This is a genomic window from Pseudomonas sp. NFACC13-1, from assembly GCF_900104425.1.
GTDB lineage: Bacteria > Pseudomonadota > Gammaproteobacteria > Pseudomonadales > Pseudomonadaceae > Aquipseudomonas > Aquipseudomonas fluorescens_AA.
The window spans coordinates 57337-75036 of the sequence record NZ_FMXV01000005.1; the positions used below are offsets into that span (position 1 = coordinate 57337).

At 63.0% G+C, this 17700-nt stretch carries 12 protein-coding genes and 2 pseudogenes; 1 reads left to right on the forward strand and 13 read right to left on the reverse strand.

The window, feature by feature from the left end; all coding sequences use genetic code 11:
* Nucleotides 1–35: 35 nt before the first annotated feature.
* The 12 genes and pseudogenes from glgX to BLQ55_RS32775 form a co-directional block, all read right to left on the reverse strand.
* A complete protein-coding gene (glgX, locus tag BLQ55_RS08665) occupies nt 36–2195 on the reverse strand; it encodes a glycogen debranching protein GlgX (RefSeq protein ID WP_092253398.1) in 2160 nt (719 codons plus the stop codon).
* Between the two features lie 228 nt (nt 2196–2423).
* A complete protein-coding gene (locus BLQ55_RS08670; RefSeq protein WP_092199439.1) occupies nt 2424–2777 on the reverse strand; it encodes a DUF2934 domain-containing protein in 354 nt (117 codons plus the stop codon).
* Between the two features lie 20 nt (nt 2778–2797).
* Nucleotides 2798–5584: a malto-oligosyltrehalose synthase gene (locus BLQ55_RS08675; RefSeq protein WP_092253400.1), complete on the reverse strand. Its 2787-nt coding sequence runs from the start codon at nt 5582–5584 to the stop codon at nt 2798–2800.
* On the reverse strand, nt 5581–7659 hold the full coding sequence (gene malQ / locus BLQ55_RS08680; RefSeq protein ID WP_092253402.1) for a 4-alpha-glucanotransferase: 2079 nt from the start codon (nt 7657–7659) through the stop codon (nt 5581–5583). The genes BLQ55_RS08675 and malQ overlap by 4 nt, the downstream gene beginning before the upstream one ends.
* The gene (gene treZ, locus BLQ55_RS08685; protein ID WP_092253404.1) at nt 7656–9458 is read right to left on the reverse strand and encodes a malto-oligosyltrehalose trehalohydrolase; all 1803 of its coding nucleotides are present in this window, start codon (nt 9456–9458) and stop codon (nt 7656–7658) included. Before treZ ends, malQ begins: the two co-directional genes overlap by 4 nt.
* Nucleotides 9459–9465: 7 nt before the next feature.
* Nucleotides 9466–11037 (reverse strand): glycogen synthase GlgA, encoded by a 1572-nt coding sequence (gene glgA, locus BLQ55_RS08690; protein WP_092253406.1) that lies wholly within the window; start codon nt 11035–11037, stop codon nt 9466–9468.
* 636 nt (nt 11038–11673) lie between these two features.
* Entirely contained in the window at nt 11674–12636 is a 963-nt protein-coding gene (locus tag BLQ55_RS08695) for a D-2-hydroxyacid dehydrogenase family protein (protein WP_092253408.1), read from the reverse strand.
* A gap of 11 nt (nt 12637–12647) precedes the next feature.
* A complete protein-coding gene (locus tag BLQ55_RS08700; protein WP_092199457.1) occupies nt 12648–13679 on the reverse strand; it encodes an alpha/beta fold hydrolase in 1032 nt (343 codons plus the stop codon).
* Nucleotides 13680–13764: 85 nt separating this feature from the next.
* The gene (locus tag BLQ55_RS08705) at nt 13765–14199 is read right to left on the reverse strand and encodes a YqaA family protein (RefSeq protein ID WP_092199460.1); all 435 of its coding nucleotides are present in this window, start codon (nt 14197–14199) and stop codon (nt 13765–13767) included.
* Nucleotides 14199–14645 (reverse strand): DUF411 domain-containing protein, encoded by a 447-nt coding sequence (locus tag BLQ55_RS08710; RefSeq protein WP_092199463.1) that lies wholly within the window; start codon nt 14643–14645, stop codon nt 14199–14201. The genes BLQ55_RS08705 and BLQ55_RS08710 overlap by 1 nt, the downstream gene beginning before the upstream one ends.
* A 222-nt stretch (nt 14646–14867) precedes the next feature.
* Nucleotides 14868–15395: pseudogene (locus BLQ55_RS32770) on the reverse strand (methyl-accepting chemotaxis protein); the annotation flags it as partial.
* A 330-nt stretch (nt 15396–15725) separates the two neighbouring features.
* Nucleotides 15726–16862, reverse strand: a pseudogene (locus BLQ55_RS32775) (cache domain-containing protein); the annotation flags it as partial.
* Nucleotides 16863–17101: 239 nt separating this feature from the next.
* Between BLQ55_RS32775 and BLQ55_RS08720 the strand changes: the two are divergent.
* A complete protein-coding gene (locus BLQ55_RS08720) occupies nt 17102–17290 on the forward strand; it encodes a hypothetical protein (RefSeq protein ID WP_042731964.1) in 189 nt (62 codons plus the stop codon).
* A 9-nt stretch (nt 17291–17299) separates the two neighbouring features.
* Here BLQ55_RS08720 and BLQ55_RS08725 read toward each other — a convergent pair whose 3' ends face one another.
* Nucleotides 17300–17680 carry a fe2+ zn2+ uptake regulation protein gene (locus tag BLQ55_RS08725; protein WP_092253410.1) on the reverse strand — a complete coding sequence of 127 codons (381 nt, stop codon included), beginning with the start codon at nt 17678–17680 and terminating at the stop codon, nt 17300–17302.
* Nucleotides 17681–17700 lie beyond the last annotated feature (20 nt).

Here is a 17700-nt window from a genome sequence, read left to right on the forward strand (position 1 = left end):
CTTGCGGTTCCTTATGGCTGTTTACAGCAGGTATTTCAATCCTCTTCTTCGCGTTGCAGTTCGAACAGCAGCAGCGAGCGTCCGGTGACGGAGTATTCGGAATCGAAATCGAAGCGCTCCTGTCCACGAACGGTCGGCTGGTTGGTGTCGACCATACAGGTCCAGAAACTCCCCTCCGGGACTTCCGGCAAGCGGAAGTTGACGATGTCATGATGCGCGTTGACCACCAGCAGCAGCGTCGCATCGCCCCCTTTGCGCCGAATACCGGTTTCCTGGGCGCGGCCGTCCATCAGCATGCCGAGGCAGCGACCATGGCTGTCCTGCCATTGTTCGATGGTCATTTCGCTGCCGTCCGGGGCCAGCCAAGTCACATCCTTGACGCCGATGTCCTCGTTGTAGTTACCCACCAGGAAGCGTCCGCGTCGCAGGATCGGGTAGGTCAGGCGCAACTTGATCAGGCGCCTGACGAACTTGAGCAGCGCCGCGCCATCCTCGCTCAGGTCCCAGTTGACCCAGCCGATCTCGCTGTCCTGGCAATAGGCGTTGTTGTTGCCGTGCTGGGTACGGGCAAACTCGTCGCCGGCGACGATCATCGGCGTGCCTTGGGCCAGCAGCAGGGTGGCGAAGAAGTTGCGCATCTGCCGATGGCGCAGCGCATTGATTTGCGGATCATCCGTCGGGCCTTCGACGCCATGGTTCCAGGACAGGTTGTTATTGCTGCCGTCCTGATTGTTCTCGTCGTTGGCTTCGTTGTGCTTGTCGTTGTACGACACCAGGTCATGCAAGGTGAAACCGTCGTGGGCGGTGACGAAGTTCACCGAGGCATACGGCCGCCGGCCACGCTGGTTGAACATCTCGCCCGAGGCGGTCATTCGGCTGGCAAAATCGGCGAGCTGGCCGTCATCACCCTTCCAGAAGGCCCGCACCGTGTCGCGGAACTTGTCGTTCCACTCGACCCAACCCGGCGGGAAGCGTCCCACCTGGTAGCCTCCGGGGCCGCAGTCCCAAGGCTCGGCGATCATTTTCACCTGGCGCAGCACCGGATCCTGGCGACAGGCGACGAGGAAGCTGTGGCGCTCGTCGAAACCGTCATGGTAACGGCCGAGAATGGTCGCCAGGTCGAAGCGGAAGCCATCGACGTGCATTTCCGTGGCCCAGTAGCGCAGGGAGTCGGTGACCATCTGCAGCACGCAGGGATGGCTCAGGTCCAGGGTGTTGCCGGTTCCGGAGTCGTTGATGTAGTAGCGCTTGTCGTCGGGCATCAGCCGGTAGTACGAGGCGTTATCGATGCCGCGCATGGACAGGGTGGGGCCCTGTTCGTTGCCCTCGGCGGTGTGGTTGTAGACCACGTCGAGGATGACTTCCAGGTTGGCCTCGTGCAGGTGAGCGACCATCTCCTTGAACTCGGCGATCTTGCCGCTGGCCAGGTAGCGCGGGTCGGGCGCGAAGAAGGCAATGCTGTTGTAGCCCCAGTAATTGGTCATGCCTTTGTGCAGCAAGTGCTGGTCATTGACGAAGGCATGGATGGGCAGCAGTTCCACCGAAGAGACACCGAGCTTGCGGATATGCTCCAGCACATCGTCGACCATCAGCCCGGCGAACGTACCGCGCAGGTTCTCGGGCACCGACGGGTGGCGCATGGTGAGGCCGCGCACGTGGGTTTCATACAGGATGGTCTTGTCCCAAGGCACGCTGACGCGCTGGTCGTGGCCCCAGGTGTGCGCGGGGTCGATGACTTTGCACTTTGGCACGAACGGGGCACTGTCGCGCTCGTCGAAACTGAGGTCGCCGTCGGGGTGGCCGATGGTGTAGCCGAACAGGGCTTCGGACCACTTCAATTGACCGACCAGCTGTTTGGCGTAGGGGTCGATCAGCAGCTTGTTCGGGTTGAAGCGATGGCCGTTCGCCGGATCATAGGGGCCATAGACCCGGTAGCCATAGATCAATCCCGGGTGGGCATCCGGCAGGTAACCGTGATAAATCTCGTCGGTGTACTCCGGCAGCTCGATGCGTTCGAGTTCGACTTCGCCGGTATCATCGAAAATGCACAGTTCGACCTTGGTGGCATTGGCTGAAAACAGCGCGAAGTTGACCCCGAGGCCATCCCAGGTTGCACCCAGTGGAAAAGGCAGCCCTTCACGAATCCGCGAAGCCTCGATAACGGGCGGCGGCGTGGTTTTGTTTGGACGGGTCATAGTTGCTCCTGCAAAAAAACAGACAGATACAGCGATGTTGTTCACTTCAAAGGGATGGCATCACCCTTCACCTGTGGCGAGGGATTTATCCCGTTACGTGGAACTAAAGTTGCTTCTTTGTGAGAGCAAGGCTGTCCCGTGACGAAGCGATGGGTTCCTCCAGACATCGAGGCGCCTGTTTCGCGAGCAAGCCTTGCTCCCACCTGACGAGGAGATCGGTAGGAAGAATCAAACCGCCGGTGGCTTGCGCGGTGCCCGAGGTTTTTTGTCGGCGGCCTTGTTCGCCGGTGGCACGACCGCTGCGGTCGCCGCGGCAGGCTTGGCCGCTGGCTTGGCCTTGGGCGTGGTGTTTTTCGCGGCGGTCTTGGCCGTGGTGCCCTTGGTTGCAGCAGGCTTGGCGCCATCGGTCTTGCTGGCCGCCGATTTACTCGCGGCCTTGGGTGGCTTGCTCGGCGCCAGCGCTTCGGCTTCAGCCAGTTTGCGCGCCATCTCCCAGTGGCGTTTTTCCTGCCCGGCAGGCTTACCTTCGGACTCCCAGATCTGATAGGCGAATTCGCGAATGCGTTTATCGTCGGTACTCATCGCAGTGCTCCTGATTCAACTCAAGGTTGGATAAAGACATTGACCGGGAAATTCCCCAGCGCGGTGCTGATCAGCAGCTCCCTTTGGGGTGTGACTGTTGCGCTTGAAAAAAGTCCCTTCAGTTTTTCATCCTTGGCGGCGAACGGTAACGATACGCGGGTATCGCCCCAATCCGACGCAGCCACCAGCGGCACGGCACTGTTTTCCAGCAAATGCGCCACATGGACAGGTACGACAACGATCGCCCGTTGCTGCGAGTCCTCGCGCATGAAGGCCAGTACCCGATGGGCCTGCTCACCGAGCACGTCCAGCGGTTGGTAGCGGCCCTGGCGCCACAGTTGCGGATACTCGGCTCGCACGGCCAGTGTCCGGGCGATCAATGCCTGTTTGATCCGGCCGTCACGCCAATCGCGTACCAACGCGGCTGGGGTGTTGTCGGCCTGCATCGCTTCGCGGCGTGCCTGGAAATCCACTGGGCGGCGGTTGTCCGGGTCCACCAGGCTGAAGTCCCAGAACTCGTTGCCTTGGTACAGGTCCGGTACGCCGGGTACGGTCATGCGCAGCAAAGTTTGCGCCAGACTGTTGAGGGCGCCCGCCGGCGCGACGGCCTGGACCGCCTCGGCGATGGCGCTGCGCAAGGGCAGCCCCTCATCGCCCAGCAGCAGGCGTTCGAGGAACATCTGGGTGGCTTGCTCATAAGCGTCGTTGACCGCCGCCCAGCTGCTTTGCAACTTGGCTTCGCGCAGAGCCTTGCGTTGCCACTGCCACAGGCGTTCGTTGTAGGCGGCCAGCGCCTGGTGGTCCTGGAGGTCGAGGTCCAGGGGCCAGCTGCCGAGCAACGCCTGGTACAGGATCAGTTCATCACCGGCCGAGGGCGCCGCCGGGTCGCTGTGCAGCGAAGGCGAGAGGATGCGCCATTGCTCCACGCTGGCGGTGTACCAGTCGGCGCGCTCGCTGAGCACGGCCAGCCTGGCGCGGGTGTCTTCGCCGCGCTTGTGGTCGTGGGTGGCGGTGGTCATCAGGTTGTCGGGAAAGTGCTCGAGGCGTTCGGCGCATACCTGGTGGAACGCCTGCGCCGGGGCGCTGAAACGCTCGGTGTCATAGCCCACGTCATTGCGCGACAGCAGCACCGCCGAGCGATAGAGGGCAGTGTCCTCCACGGCCTTGGCGGCGGCCGGCGAGGTCAGTTGCTGGAAGCGTACGCAGGCGTGGCGCAGGCGTTTGCGCTGGCTGCCGCGGGGGCGTTGCCGCCAAGGCATGCCACCGAGCCAGCCGGCCAGGCAGTCGAGCACTGGCCAGTCGGCTTCGCTGAGGGTTTGCCGGGCGCCTTCCAGGGCCTGGTTGAAAAACACCTGGTCTTCAGCAGAGCGTCCCAACGGCGTGATGTAGGTGCGATACACCGGGAAATGCACGACCAATTCCTGCAAGGCCCGCCGAATCGCGCCCAGGGTCAGGTCGCGGGTCATCACATCGTCCCGGGCCACTTGCAGCAGGGCCTGGGCAACGCTTTCGAAATCCCCGGCCAAGGAACCATTGAGTATCTGCTGGCGAGCCAGGCGGGCTTCTTCGATGAAGTGCGCCGGCCGCTCACTGTGCCGGCTCCAGAATTCGGCCAGGGGAGCGGCACCGGCCGGGTCATGCTGCAACAGCGAGACCTGGTTCATGAACTCGTAACCGGTACTGCCGTCGATGTTCCAGTCCCGCCGCAACGTCTCGCCATCGCCGAGGATCTTCTCGACGAAAATCGGCAGGTGTCGGGTCGGCGACAGCGAATTCACGCGTCGGCGCAATTTGCGGCAGTAACCACGAGGGTCGGCAAGACCGTCGATGTGATCGATCCTCAGCCCATCCACCAACCCTTCGCCGATCAATTCGAAGATCTTGGCATGGGTGGCTTCGAATACCGCCGGACGCTCGACCCGCAGCCCGCCCAATTCATTGACATCGAAAAAACGCCGCCAATTGATGTCGTCCGCCGCGGTGCGCCAGCTGGCGAGCCGGTAGCTCTGGCGCTCCAGCAACTGATGCAGGCGTTCGAACCCCTGGGGATGGGTAGAGTCGTAGCCAGCCAGGTTGTCCTCGATGGCGGCCAGGATGCCGGCGTGTGCCGCCAGGTCCCGCAACTCCGTTTGCAGCGGGCGAGCGAGGGCGTGGGCATCGGTCTGGTAATTCAGCGTGGTGAAGCGCTCAGCCAGGGTCTTGAGCGATTCGGCCTGCTCGACGGGCAGGGTTTCGGCGGGTTTGAGCAGCTCGCCGTAGTGCATCGGGCAAATCGGGAAGCGATGTTCATAGTGTTCGACGTAGAAGCTGCCATGGGTGGCATCCAAGCGCAGTCGCAAGGTGCCTTCCTGCAAGGCCACGCCGTAGTCGCTGCCCAGGAACGGCAGCAACAGCTGGCCTTCCATCAGCGGGTCGGGGGAATGCCATTGGATGTCGAAGAACTCGCCGTAGGGGCTGAGTCGACCCCATTCCAGTAGATCCAGCCACCAGGGATTGTCATTGCCGCCGACGGCCATGTGATTGGAGACGATGTCGAGGATCAAGCCCATCCGGTGCTCGCGCAAGGCTGCAACCAGGCGCTTGAGCGCGGTTTCGCCGCCCAGCTCGGGGTTGACCAGGGTCGGATCGACCACGTCGTAGCCGTGCATGGAGCCGGCCCGGGCCTTGAGCAATGGAGAGGCATAAATGTGGCTGATGCCCAACGCGGCGAAGTACGGCACCTGGGGTATGGCATCGTCCAGGGTGAAGCCTTTATGGAACTGCAGGCGCAATGTTGCCCGCAGAGGTTGGATCAATGGCTGTTTCATCGGTCACGCTCGTTCGCCTGAAGTCGCGCGCAGGCGAGTATTTCCAGACGCCGGGCGGCGTCCGGGTGATCCAGCAACGCCTGGCTCTGCTGGGCCAGGCGGCGGCGCCAATTGGGATGGGTATCGATGGTGCCGGGCAGGTTGGCCTGCTCCTCGATCCCCAGGGCATCTTCGAGCGGCAGCAACACCAGCGGTGCGCGGGTGTGGCCGAGGAAGCGCACGCTGGCATCCAGCACCTGGTCGGTCTCGCGGTGTTCTTCGCGAAAATTCTGCGGATCCTGATTCAACACTTGGCGCAGACCTTCGCGTTCGCGCTCGCGGTGTTTGCGCCAGTCCATTTCGGTGTGGGAGTCGATCAGGTCCAGGCGGGCGTTCCAGTCGATGTCGTGACCGTGCCACCAGCCGTTGAGCGTCGGCAAGTCATGGGTGCTGGTGGTGGCGAGGGCGTTGTCCGGCCAGTCGAGGATGGGTTTGAAGTGGGTGTTGTCCTGTTCGAACAGCAGCACGCGCATGCCGAGGATCGAGCGGGCGCTGAGTTTGTCCCGCAAGCCATCCGGCACGGTACCGAGGTCTTCGCCCAGCACGATGGCCTGGTGCCGATGGGATTCCAGTGCCAGCAAGCGCAACAGGTCGTCTACCGGGTAATACAGGTAGGCACCGTCGCTGGGTGGGGCGTCGTTGGGAATCACCCAGAGCCGTTGCAAGCCCATGACGTGATCGATGCGCAAGCCACCGGCGTGGGCAAAGTTGGCCCGCAGCATTTCAATGAAGGCGCGAAAGCCGTTGCGCACCAGGCCTTCCGGGGAAAACGCCGAAATGCCCCAGCCTTGGCCGGAGCGATTGAGAATGTCCGGCGGTGCGCCCACGGTCAACGATGCGAGCAGTTCGTCCTGCCGGCTCCAGGCCTGGCTGCCAGCGCCATCGGCACCTACCGCCAGGTCGGCGATCAGGCCGATGCCCATGCCGCTGGATTTGGCTGCGCTCTGGGCGCGTTCCAGGCAGCGGGCGATCAACCATTGGCAAAAGGCGTAGAAACCGATTTCGTCGGCATTTTCTTCGGCGAAACGGGCCAGGACCGCGCTGCGCGGATCGCGCCATTCTTCCGGCCACTGCCGCCAGTCGAGGCTTTCGCCACGGGCGGCGCGTTCGGCCTGCAAGGCCTCGAAGCGGCAATGGTTTTCCAGGGCCTCGCCGCTGGTGTGGCGGAAACTGCTGAAGTCTTCATGCAGCGGGTGCGCGCCCTGGCTGAACCCGTCGTACAGGGCGCGGAGAATCTTCTGCTTGGCCTGGGCGGCGACTGGCCAATCGATCAGCGGCTGCTCTTCCAGGTTGCGCAATTGGTTGGTCAAACCGGTGGCGTCGATGGCGGTGCGCAGGGCGCGTTCGCCGAGGATGGTGCCGGGGGCGGCATACAGGCTGTTGAGGAACAGTCGGCTGGACGGCGAGTAAGGGCTGTAGCGCCCGGTGTCGCTGCTGAACATCGCGTGCATCGGGCTGATGGCAACGGCATCGGCGCCGCGTTCGCCGGCCACCCGCACCAGTTCCTCCAGGGCCTGGGTATCACCGAAACCGCCGTCCCCGGGGCGTCGCAGGGCATACAATTGCGCGCTCAAGCCCCAGGCCCGGGGCGTCGGGTCGTCCACCGCATCGGCCACGCTGTAGCAGCGGGCGGGTGCGACGGCCAGGGTGAAATGCTGGCCCCGGATGTTGACGTGCTGATAACCCACCGGGACCATGCCCGGCAGCTTGCCGTCGGCATCGAGGTTCAGATTCAGTGTCGCGCCGTCTTCGAGTTTGATTTCGCAGGGTGTCCCGGCCTCGAAGTAGCGGCTCAAGTCCAGGCTGGCCCCGACATCGGCGGTGATCAGCGGTGGCAGTTGATGGTTCTGTTGATCTTTCTGCAATTGCAGCAGGCTGGCGTCGATTTCCTGGGCACTTCCAGCTGGGTGGCCCAGGCCCGTGAGGACTGAGCGCAAGACCGCCGCCGAGACTTTCTGGGCCCGGCCATTGGCATCGATCCAATCCACCGCCAGGCCCGCTCGGCTGGCGAGGATTTCCAGTTGCGCATCGCTCATAGGCGCTCTCCAGTGATGTTGGGCAAGGTTGTCGCCTGCGTCAGACTGACCAGCGCGCTGTAGGGCGCGAGGACGCCCTGTTGCAACAGACCCACGATCTGCTGCGGATGTTCGAAAAGAATGCGTGTCTCTTCCGGGGCGTGGTGTGCGACGGGCTGGTCGCCAAGGTTCAGGTCGATGCGCAACACGCTGCCATCGCCCAGTCGCCAGCGTGCGCTGACGGCACCATGGCCCAGCACATCGGCCCCCAGGGCCTGGGCACCGGGCAGGCGCGGGACGATCTCTTCACGGCGGATTTTCAGCAGTTGGCGATACAGCGCCTCGCTGGCCTGCTGCTCCGCGCGTTGCGATTCCAGGCTTGGCCGTGAAAGCTCGAAGGTGCTGGCCGCGTTGGGGTCGGGAATTCGCTCGCGTTTCTGCGGATCGGCAAAGGCACTGAATGCCTTGAACTCGTTGCGTCGGCCTTCGCGCACGAGTTCTGCCAGTTCGCCGTGATGACTGGTAAAGAACAGGAACGGTTGTTCGGCGGCCACCTCATCGCCCATGAACAGCAGCGGAATCATCGGTGACAACAGCAACAAGACGGTCGCCGCGTGCAAGGCCTGAGGCGGGGCGAGCTGATGCAGGCGTTCGCCCAGGGCACGGTTGCCGACCTGGTCATGGTTCTGCAGGAACAGCACGAATGCGCTCGGTGGCAGGTGACCGCTGGGTTCGCCCCGGGATTCGCCGTGGCGATTGGTATGGCCCTGGAAGACGAAACCCTGGCTCAGGCAACGTGCCAGTTGTTCCGTCGGCTGCTCGGCATAGTCGGCGTAGTAGGCGTCGGTCTCGCCAGTCAGCAGTACGTGCAAGGCATTGTGGCCATCGTCGTTCCACTGGGCGTCGTAGCCCTGTTCCAGCAGGCTGGCCTGGTTGTGTTCGTTTTCCACGGTCAGCCAGACATGCCGGCCCGGGTCCACCTGTTCGCGCACCCTGGCCGCCAGCTCCTGGAGAAAGTCCGGGTCTTCGATGGCGTGTACCGCGTCGAGGCGAAGGCCGTCGAAGCGGTATTCCAGCAGCCACATGAGCGCATTGTCGATGAAGAAGTCCCGCACTTCGCGGCGGCGGAAATCGATCGCCGCGCCCCAGGGCGTGTGCTTGTCTTCGCGGAAGAAGCCCTTGGCATAGCGATGCAGGTAATTGCCGTCGGGGCCGAAGTGGTTGTAGACCACGTCCAGGATGACGGACAGCCCATGGCCGTGGGCGCTGTCGATCAGATGCTTGAGTTGTTCAGGCGTGCCGTAGGAGGCTTGGGGCGCGTAGGGCAGGACCCCGTCGTAGCCCCAGTTGCGATCGCCGGGAAACTGCGCCAGCGGCATCAGCTCGATGGCGGTGACGCCCAGCCCGGCCAGGCGGGCCAAATGCTGTTCGACACCGTTGAAGCCGCCCAGGGCGCCCACGTGCAATTCGTAGATGACGGCTTCGTGCCAGGGACGGCCACACCATTGGGTGTGCCGCCATGGGTAGGCATGAGGGTCGACCACCACGCTGTGACGGTCGATGTCGCCGGCCTGGGCGCGAGAGGCCGGGTCCGGCACCTCCAGCTCGCCGTCGATGTTGTAGCGGTAGCGGGTGCCGGCGGGGCAACGGGTCTGGATCATGAACCAGCCGTCGGCTTGCGGCAGTAACGGTATTGACTCTCCAGTGTCGAGTTCGACACTGACAAAAAAGGCATCCGGGGCCCAGAGGGCGAAGCGGGTGTGCTCGTCATCCAGCATGACCGCCCCGTGGGTCCATGTATCAGGCGTCCTTGACGTCATTGTTACCTCATTGTCTGGCCGATTTTCCCAGTGACTTCGCCACCAGCTGTTCGTAGAGTTCGGCATAGGGTTCCACGGCCTGGCGCCAGTTGAACGGTGCCGACATGGCCCGGCAGCGCATGGCGTTGAGCAGGTCGGGGAACTCGAAGACCTTGAAGGCCCGGCTCAAGGCCTGTTGGTAGCTCTCCACGGTGGACTCATCGAACAGGAAACCGGTGACGCCATCCTCGATGGTGTCCGCCAGGCCTCCGGTATTGCGCGCCACCGGTAGCGAGCCGAAACGTTGGGCGTACATCTGGCTCAAGCCGCAGGGCTCGTAGCGCGACGGCATCAGCAGGAAATCGCTGCCGGCGAACATCCGCCGGGCATCGGTTTCGTTGAAGCCGATGCGCACGCCGATGCGGCCGGGGAAGCGCAGTGCCAGTTCGCGCATGGCCTGTTCTTCCTCCGGTTCGCCGCGGCCGATGATGGCGATCTGGCCGCCGGATTCGACGATGAACTCGGCGACCGCTTCGGTCAGGTCCAGGCCTTTCTGGTAGACCAGGCGCGACACCACGGCGAACAGCGGGCCAGGGGAGTCGTCGAGGCCAAACAGTTCTCGCACATGGCTGGCGTTGACGGCCTTGCCTTCCCAGTCGCCCATGGCGAACTGACGGAACAGGTGGGTGTCGGTGGCCGAGTCCCAGCTTTCATCGATGCCGTTGGGGATGCCGCTGAGCAAGCCTTGTTGGGTCTTGGCAGCCAGGAAGCCGTCGAGTCCGCAACCAAACTCAGGGGTGGTGATCTCCTGGGCATAGGTGGCGCTGACCGTGGTGATATGGCTGGAGTAGGCCATCCCGGCCTTGAGGAACGACAGTTTGCCGTAGAACTCCATGCCTTCCTGTTGCAGGGCGTGCTCGGGGATGCCCAGTTCCGGGCAGGACGCCAGACTGACCACGCCCTGGTACGCCAGGTTGTGGATGGTAAACAGGGTCGGGGTGCGTTGCCCGCGCCAGTGCATGTAGGCCGGCGCCAACCCGGCTGGCCAGTCGTGGGCGTGGACCAGGTCAGGGCACCAGTGGATCTGCGCCAGGTTGGCGGCGATGTCGGCGGCGGCCAGGCCCAGGCGAGCGAAGCGAATGTGATTGTCCGGCCAGTCGCGACCGTTGTTGGCGCCGTAGGGAGAGCCTTCGCGGGCAAACAGTTCCGGGCAGATCAGTACATAGATCACCAGGCCATCGGCCATGTCCATGCGCCCGATCTTGCAGGGCGGCAGTGCTGCGTGGCCGCCCAGTTCGCCGACGATGTGGATCGGATTGCCGCTGTTCATCACTTGCGGATAGCCGGGGATCAGCACCCGGACGTCGTGCAGCCCGGCCATGGCCCGGGGCAGTGCCGAGGACACATCGCCCAGGCCGCCGGTCTTGACCAGGTCGGCGATTTCAGAGGTGACGAACAAGACTTTCTTGCGATTGGGATTCTGTCGAACGACAGGGAGCAGTGCCTTGCCGCCGGTGACCAGCACCGGGGCCGTCGGCGATTCGGCCGCCGGCGGTAATTGAGAACGAACTTGTTGTGGTTCCAAGGCAGCACTGATCATAAATATCTCCCATTTTCTCGATCTGTTTCCGGCAAGCGCCAGAGCTGTTGTTTCATTGGCCGAATCCTGCGGCCAGGCGCACAAGCGCTACGCAAGGAAAGCGAACGGCTACCCAAACGCGACGAAGCGAATCAGCTGAAGGAGCTGTTGCAATGACCAGTGCAAGGACTGCACCAGTCGCTGTTGCCCTACCTCTAACCTGACCTGTCGCCGTTGCGAAAAGTTTCGACTTTTTTTCGTCCGGATGACCGGTCGGTTTTCTCCCCGGTTTGGCAGTCTAGGTCATATCCTAGAGCGGTGCGCCTCGGTTCGTCGCATTGTCAGACAATCACGTTTTTTAGCGGCAATGTCTTACACGACGAAGGGGAGTACGCACCGACGAAGTGCAGTTTTCTGCAAAGGAAAAAGTGTAGGGGGAGGGCGTTGGCTCATTGGCGTGCGCGATGGAATGGCGTGATGCACCATTGGAGGGCGGGTGGGGTAGAGGCGTTTTGATGGCCAATAACATCTTGGAAGCACGCTGTTTCCCGTGGGCGCGAGCTGGCGATAGAGGTGTGTCAGGCACAAACCTGCAACTGACCCTCCGCTATCGCGAGCAAGCTCGCTCCCACAGCAAGGGAGGATGCTCCGCGGGGTTCAGCTCGTCGGCGTCAGCAAGCGAATTGGCTGGCCCGCCGCCCAGGCCAGCAGGTCTTCGATCATTTGGGAATAGAACTGCTGGTAATTCTGTCGGCTGACGTAACCCACGTGAGGTGTGGCCAGCACGTTCTCCAGGGTGCGGAATGGATGGGCCAGCGGCAAGGGCTCCTGGGCGAAGACGTCCAGGGCGGCGCCGGCCAGGCGCCGGTGCTGGAGGGCGTCGATCAGGGCGGTTTCATCGACGATCGGCCCGCGGGAGGTGTTGACCAGCAGCGCCTCCGGTTTCATCCAGCCCAGCGCCTGGGCATCCACCAGGCCGCGGGTGCGTTCGCCGAGCACCAGGTGGATCGAGAGAATGTCGGCCTGTTCGAACAACGCCTGCTTGCTGACGTAGGTCACGCCCACTTCGGCGGCCCGTTCGGCGCTGAGGTTCTGGCTCCAGGCGATGACCCGCATGCCGAACACCTGGCCGAACTGCGCCACCCGTGTACCGATGCTGCCCAGGCCGAGGATCGCCAGCGTCTTGCCGTGCAGGTCGCCGCCCAGGCCTTGCTGCCACAGGCCGGCGCGCAAGGCATTGGCTTCCTGCACCAGGTTGCGGGCCAGGGCCATGATCAGCGCCCAGGTCAGTTCGGGCGCGGCATGCTTGTAGCTGTCGGTGCCACACACCTGGATGCCCAGCTCGGCGGCGGCCTTCAGGTCCAGGGCGGCATTGCGCATGCCGCCGGTGAGCAGCAGCTTGAGATTAGGCAGGCGGCGCAGCAGGCCTTCGTCGAACACGGTGCGTTCGCGCATCACGCAGATCACCTCGAAGCGCTGCAAGCGTTCGGCGAGGGTGTCGCGGTCGGCGGGATAGTCGTGGAAAAAGGTCACTGGGCCGACGCTGTCCAGCACCGACCAGTCCACCACACCGCGTGCCACATCTTGCCAATCGTCTATGACTGCTATTTGCACCGCCATGGAACACCTCGTCAGGGAATGGGTTTGTCCAGCCAGTCCAGCAGGGCCTTGTGAAACCGATCCGGCTCTTCCATCTGCGGGGCATGCCCCAGATTGGGGAACTCCACCAGGGTCGAGCGGGGAATCAGCCCGGCGGCCTGCTTGCCCAATACCTCGTAGCGGCCCAGCTTGGCCTTTACCGCCGGCGGCGCGATGTCGCTGCCGATGGCGGTGGTGTCGGAGGTACCGATCAACAACAGGGTGGGTACGGTCAGGTCCTTGAACTCGTAATAGACCGGCTGGGTGAAGATCATGTCGTAGATCAGCGCCGAGTTCCACGCCACTTGTGTATGGCCCGGGCCCTTGTTCAAACCGGCGAGCATGTCCACCCAGCGGTCGAACTCAGGTTTCCAGCGGCCGGCGTAATAGGTCGTGCGCTCGTAATTGCGAATGCCCTCGGCGGTGACTTTCAGCTCACGGGCGTACCATTGGTCCACGGTGCGGTAGGGCACGCCCAAGGCTTTCCAGTCTTCCAGGCCAATGGGATTGACCATCGCCAGGCGCTCGACCTGATCGGGGAACTGCAAGGCGTAACGGGTGGCGAGCATGCCGCCGGTGGAATGGCCGAGGACGATGGCTTTCTGTATACCGAGGGCCTTGAGCAAGGCCTGGGTGTTGGTCGCCAGTTGCTGGAAGCTGTACTGGTAATGCTCGGGTTTGCTCGATGTGCAGAAGCCGACCTGGTCCGCGGCGATGACCCGGTAGCCGGCTTCGCTCAGCGCCTTGATCGAATCGCCCCAGGTGGCGGCGCAGAAATTCTTGCCGTGCATCAGCACCACGGTGCGGCCATTGACCTTGCCTTGGGCCGGCACGTCCATATAGCCCATCTGCAACGATTGGCCCTGGGACTGGAAGGCGAAGTGCTTGAGGGTATAGGGGTATTCGAAGCCCTCCAGCTGGGCGCCGTAGGCCGGGCTTTCCGGCGGGGTGGCGGCCTGGACGAGCAGGGGCAGGGCGGCGCTGAGCAAGAGGCTGGGCAACCAGCGCGTGGGGGTTCGGGACATGGTCAATCTCCTTGTGGCCGCCGCCGATCCTGGCGCGACCCGATTATGGCGACATTAACCACAGGCAACCGAACGGCCCGAATGTTCAACCCATCCAGCCCAGCGTGGCCAGGGCGAGAACGCCATAGCGCAAGCCTTTGGCAACGGTCACGATCAGCAGGAAGCGGCGCCACGGCTCACCCATCACCCCGGCCACCAGGGTCAACGGATCGCCGATGATCGGCAACCAACTGAGCAGCAGCGACCAGCGGCCGAAGCGCTGGTAATGCACGCGAGCCTTGTCCAGGTGTGTCGGGCTGACCGGAAACCAGCGTCGGTCCTTGAAGTGTTCCAGGCGCGTGCCCAGCCACCAGTTCACCAGCGAACCCAGGACGTTGCCGAGCGTGGCGACCCCCAGCAACAGCCAGACAACGTGGCGCTCGCCGAGCAACAGGCCGACCAACAAGGCCTCCGATTGCAGCGGCAGCAAGGTCGCCGCGCCAAATGCCGCCAGGAACAAGCCGATATAGGCTTGGCCCATCAGTGGGCCGGGTAATCCGCCACTACGGTTTGGGTCCCGTCTTTTTTCAGGCCGATCACTTGATAAGCGTCGCTCATGCCGTCCATTTCCATGCCGGGCGAGCCCATGGGCATGCCCGGTGCGGCCACGCCGAGCAAGTCATCGCGCTTGCTCAGCGCCAGTACCTGGTCGGCCGGGACATGGCCCTCGACGAATTTGCCGTTGATTTCGGCGGTGTGGCAGGAGCGCAGGTTCGGCGCCACGCCGAGGCGTTGCTTGACCGAACTCATGTCGGCCTCGACATGGTCGTTGACCTTGAAGCCGTTTTCTTGCAGATGCGAGATCCACTTTTTGCAGCAGCCGCAATTGGCGTCGCGGTGCACATCGATGGTGACCGGTTCGGCGGCCTGGGCCAGGGTGGTCATGAACAGGGCGCTCAAGGCGAGCAGGTGCAGGGAGTTGGCCATGAAGGAGGTCTCGTGTCGAACGGTTTGGCGCAAGGATAACAGAGAGTAGCGAGCACGAGCTGACAGGGGGCTGAGGCAGGGATTACAGAATTGTCAGGTTGGGAGGGCGAAAACAGGCCTGCGGGAGCGAGCTTGCTCGCGATAGCGGTTTGTCAGTCACAACCTTGCAGTTGATCCGACGCTATCGCGAGCAAGCTCGCTCCCACGGGGGATGGTGAAGTTTTAGCGAACCTTGAAGCGCCCCATGATCGCATTCACCCGTGTGTTGGCTTCCAGCAGTTGCCGGGTGTTGGTTTCGCTGGCCAGGCCACTTTCCACCAGTTCCTCCACCATGTGGCGGATTTGCACCATGCTGCGATTGATCTCCTCGGTCACCGCGCTTTGTTGCTCGGCGGCCGTGGCGATCTGGGTGCTCAGGCTGTTGATCTGGCTGACCGAGCCGGCCATTTCGTCCAGGCCCGAGTTGACGCGGGAGGTCGCGTCGGCGGCCGACTGGCAGCTGGCCTGGGTGTTTTCCATGGCCGAGACCGACGAACTCACGCCTTGGGTCAGGCGGGTCAGCATTTCATTGATTTCCGAGGTGCTGGCCTGGGTGCGGGCGGCGAGGGCGCGGACTTCGTCGGCCACCACGGCAAAACCACGGCCTTGCTCGCCTGCCCGGGCGGCTTCAATGGCCGCGTTGAGGGCCAGCAGGTTGGTCTGCCCGGCGATGGCGCCGATCACACCCAGGATCTCGGTGATGCGCTGAGCGTCCTGTTGCATGCTCTCGACTTTGCGGGTGGCGCTGGCCACTTCGTCGATCAAGGCCACCACGCTGTTGGAGGCCTCACCGACCACCACGCGGGAGCGATCGGCATGCTCGTTGGCGCGTTGGGTGAACGCCGCGGTCTCGGCCGCGTTATGCGCGACGCTTTCAGCTGTGGAGCTCATCTGGGTGATGGCCGTCACGGTCTGGTCGGTTTCCGAGGCGTGGCGCATCAGGATTTCACTGGTGTGGGCCGAGGTCCGCTGCAGATCGCCCAGGCTCGACGCCATGGCGCCGGTGGCCTGGGTGACTTCACCGATCATGTCTTGCAGGTAAGCGATGAAGCGGTTGACCGAGTGCCCGATCGCCCCCAATTCATCCTCGGCCCGGATGGTGATGCGTCGGGTCAGGTCGGCATCGCCAGTGGACAGGGCGTCGATGTTGCCTTTGAGAACCTTCATGCGATTGGTTAATTGGCGGATCGCGTACAGCTGCATCAAGACCAGCAGGATCACCATCGGGATCTGCAGCAGGCTCAGCGTGCTCAGTACATCATCGCGCTGGGCCGTGATCAGGCGGGTCGGCAACGCGGTGGCAAGGAACCACGGCGAACCTTCGATAGGGCGCATGAAGAAGGTACTGGCCTCGCCCTTGTTGTCGAACTCCACACGTTGCAGCGGCTGGTCGCGCTTGGCCAGGCCCGCCTTGACCTGGGCGGCGAATGGCGAGGTGGCCGCCAGTTCACTGATGTTCTTCAGCACGATCGGACCGCTGATGCGCGAACTGTTGCTGATGATCTTGCCGTCGCCTTCGACGATCAGCATCTCGGCGCTCAGGTCGGCTTCCTTGCGTGCCACCAGCTCATTGAAGAAGCCCAGGGTCACGTCGATGGTGGAAACGCCGTAAGGCACGCCGTTTTTCTGGATGGCCATGGCGCAGTTGGTGCGTGGTTCGGCGCTGGCGTCGTCTTTGTAGGCCGCGGCCCAGGCGCATTTGCCCGGTGGAGTGGCCATGCCGCCCTTGTGCCAGGGTTGTTCGTAATAGTTGGGCGCGGCGTCACTGTTCCAGAAGGTATTGACCACCAGTTTGCCGGACGCGTCGCGGTGCCAGAACGTGCTGAATTTGCTGCGTCCCTCGGCCCGCTGGTTGGGCAAGGGCCAGATCCCGCCGCCGAAGACTTTCAGCTCGCCGTACTGGTCCACCAGCCCCGGCAGCACTTTGTCGATGGCATCGCTGTCGAGCAGCGGGATGGTCTGGGTAATGCTGCGTTGCTGCGCCTGCACCTTGTTCAGTTCGCCCTGGATCTGCTCGGCAACCTCGGCGATGCGGTTAAGTGCCACTTTCTCTTCCGTCTGGCGCAGCTTGGGCGCGACCAGGTAACTGATGCCCACCACGGTCAAGAGGGACACCACCAGCATGAAAACAACCAGAAACAGGGTATAGCGAGCCTGGATCGTTCGGAGTGAGGGCATACGGGGAATCCTTGCACGAAGGCGATTTTCTGGAACTGGCGAATGGGCAGTTCCGTATATATCGGCCTGGGGGGACGCAGCTTTAGAGGTCAGTCAGCCAAGGGATAAAATGAGCGGATTGCACGAAGACGCGCCTTCGGCTGTACCATGGGGCCCCGTTGGTGAGTCGTCATTCCGGTAGATGAGGTATGGATCGGCAAGCCTTCGGATACAGAACGGATACATTCAGGAAATTGGCAATGACTCATTCGCAACGTTTGAAATACTCGATTCTGATCGTCCTCGTCGTCCTGGCAATCATGCTCGGGCTGTCCTGGATGCAGGGCAAGGGCATGATCAGCGAGCAGCTGTTTCAATACATCGCCATCGCCGTGGCGGTCATCGTGGTGGTGATCAACGGCGTGATGCGGCGCAAGGTCAAGCCCTGAGCGCCTGCTTCATTCCTCGGCCTCGAGCAAGGCCAGCGCGCTGGGGTGCAGGCGGTAGCTTTTATCGGGGTTGAGGGTCACGACGCCCTCGCTGCACAGGCGCTTCAACACCTCGCGCACGCTGAGAAAGGACAGCGGAATGTCCAGGCCCAGTAACTGACTGTGCACACCACGCACGCCCAGGCAGCGGTTTTCGTGGGCGGCCTTGAGCAACGCGTCGATGACTTTGAGGCGAATCAGGCTGGTCCTGAGTCCGAAGCTCTTGAGCAGGCGCCTGATATGGTCATTGCCGCCGCGCTCTGGCGGTCTCTCTAATTCACGGTGGGTGGCGCTCAGCGGGACGCCGGTCGGCCTTGGCTTGCCCTCCATGGGCAGTTGCGCGTTACGCATGCAGAAACTCCTTACCAGCC

Coding starts and splice junctions, on each gene's coding strand:
- BLQ55_RS08695 (WP_092253408.1), bottom strand. CDS start 12,636: ATGGCGGTGCAAATAGCAGTCATAGACGATTGGCAAGATGTGGCACGC.
- BLQ55_RS08710 (WP_092199463.1), bottom strand. CDS start 14,645: ATGGCCAACTCCCTGCACCTGCTCGCCTTGAGCGCCCTGTTCATGACC.
- treZ (WP_092253404.1), bottom strand. CDS start 9,458: ATGACGTCAAGGACGCCTGATACATGGACCCACGGGGCGGTCATGCTG.
- glgX (WP_092253398.1), bottom strand. CDS start 2,195: ATGACCCGTCCAAACAAAACCACGCCGCCGCCCGTTATCGAGGCTTCG.
- BLQ55_RS08705 (WP_092199460.1), bottom strand. CDS start 14,199: ATGGGCCAAGCCTATATCGGCTTGTTCCTGGCGGCATTTGGCGCGGCG.
- BLQ55_RS08725 (WP_092253410.1), bottom strand. CDS start 17,680: ATGCGTAACGCGCAACTGCCCATGGAGGGCAAGCCAAGGCCGACCGGC.
- malQ (WP_092253402.1), bottom strand. CDS start 7,659: ATGAGCGATGCGCAACTGGAAATCCTCGCCAGCCGAGCGGGCCTGGCG.
- BLQ55_RS08670 (WP_092199439.1), bottom strand. CDS start 2,777: ATGAGTACCGACGATAAACGCATTCGCGAATTCGCCTATCAGATCTGG.
- glgA (WP_092253406.1), bottom strand. CDS start 11,037: ATGATCAGTGCTGCCTTGGAACCACAACAAGTTCGTTCTCAATTACCG.
- BLQ55_RS08700 (WP_092199457.1), bottom strand. CDS start 13,679: ATGTCCCGAACCCCCACGCGCTGGTTGCCCAGCCTCTTGCTCAGCGCC.
- BLQ55_RS08720 (WP_042731964.1), top strand. CDS start 17,102: ATGACTCATTCGCAACGTTTGAAATACTCGATTCTGATCGTCCTCGTC.
- BLQ55_RS08675 (WP_092253400.1), bottom strand. CDS start 5,584: ATGAAACAGCCATTGATCCAACCTCTGCGGGCAACATTGCGCCTGCAG.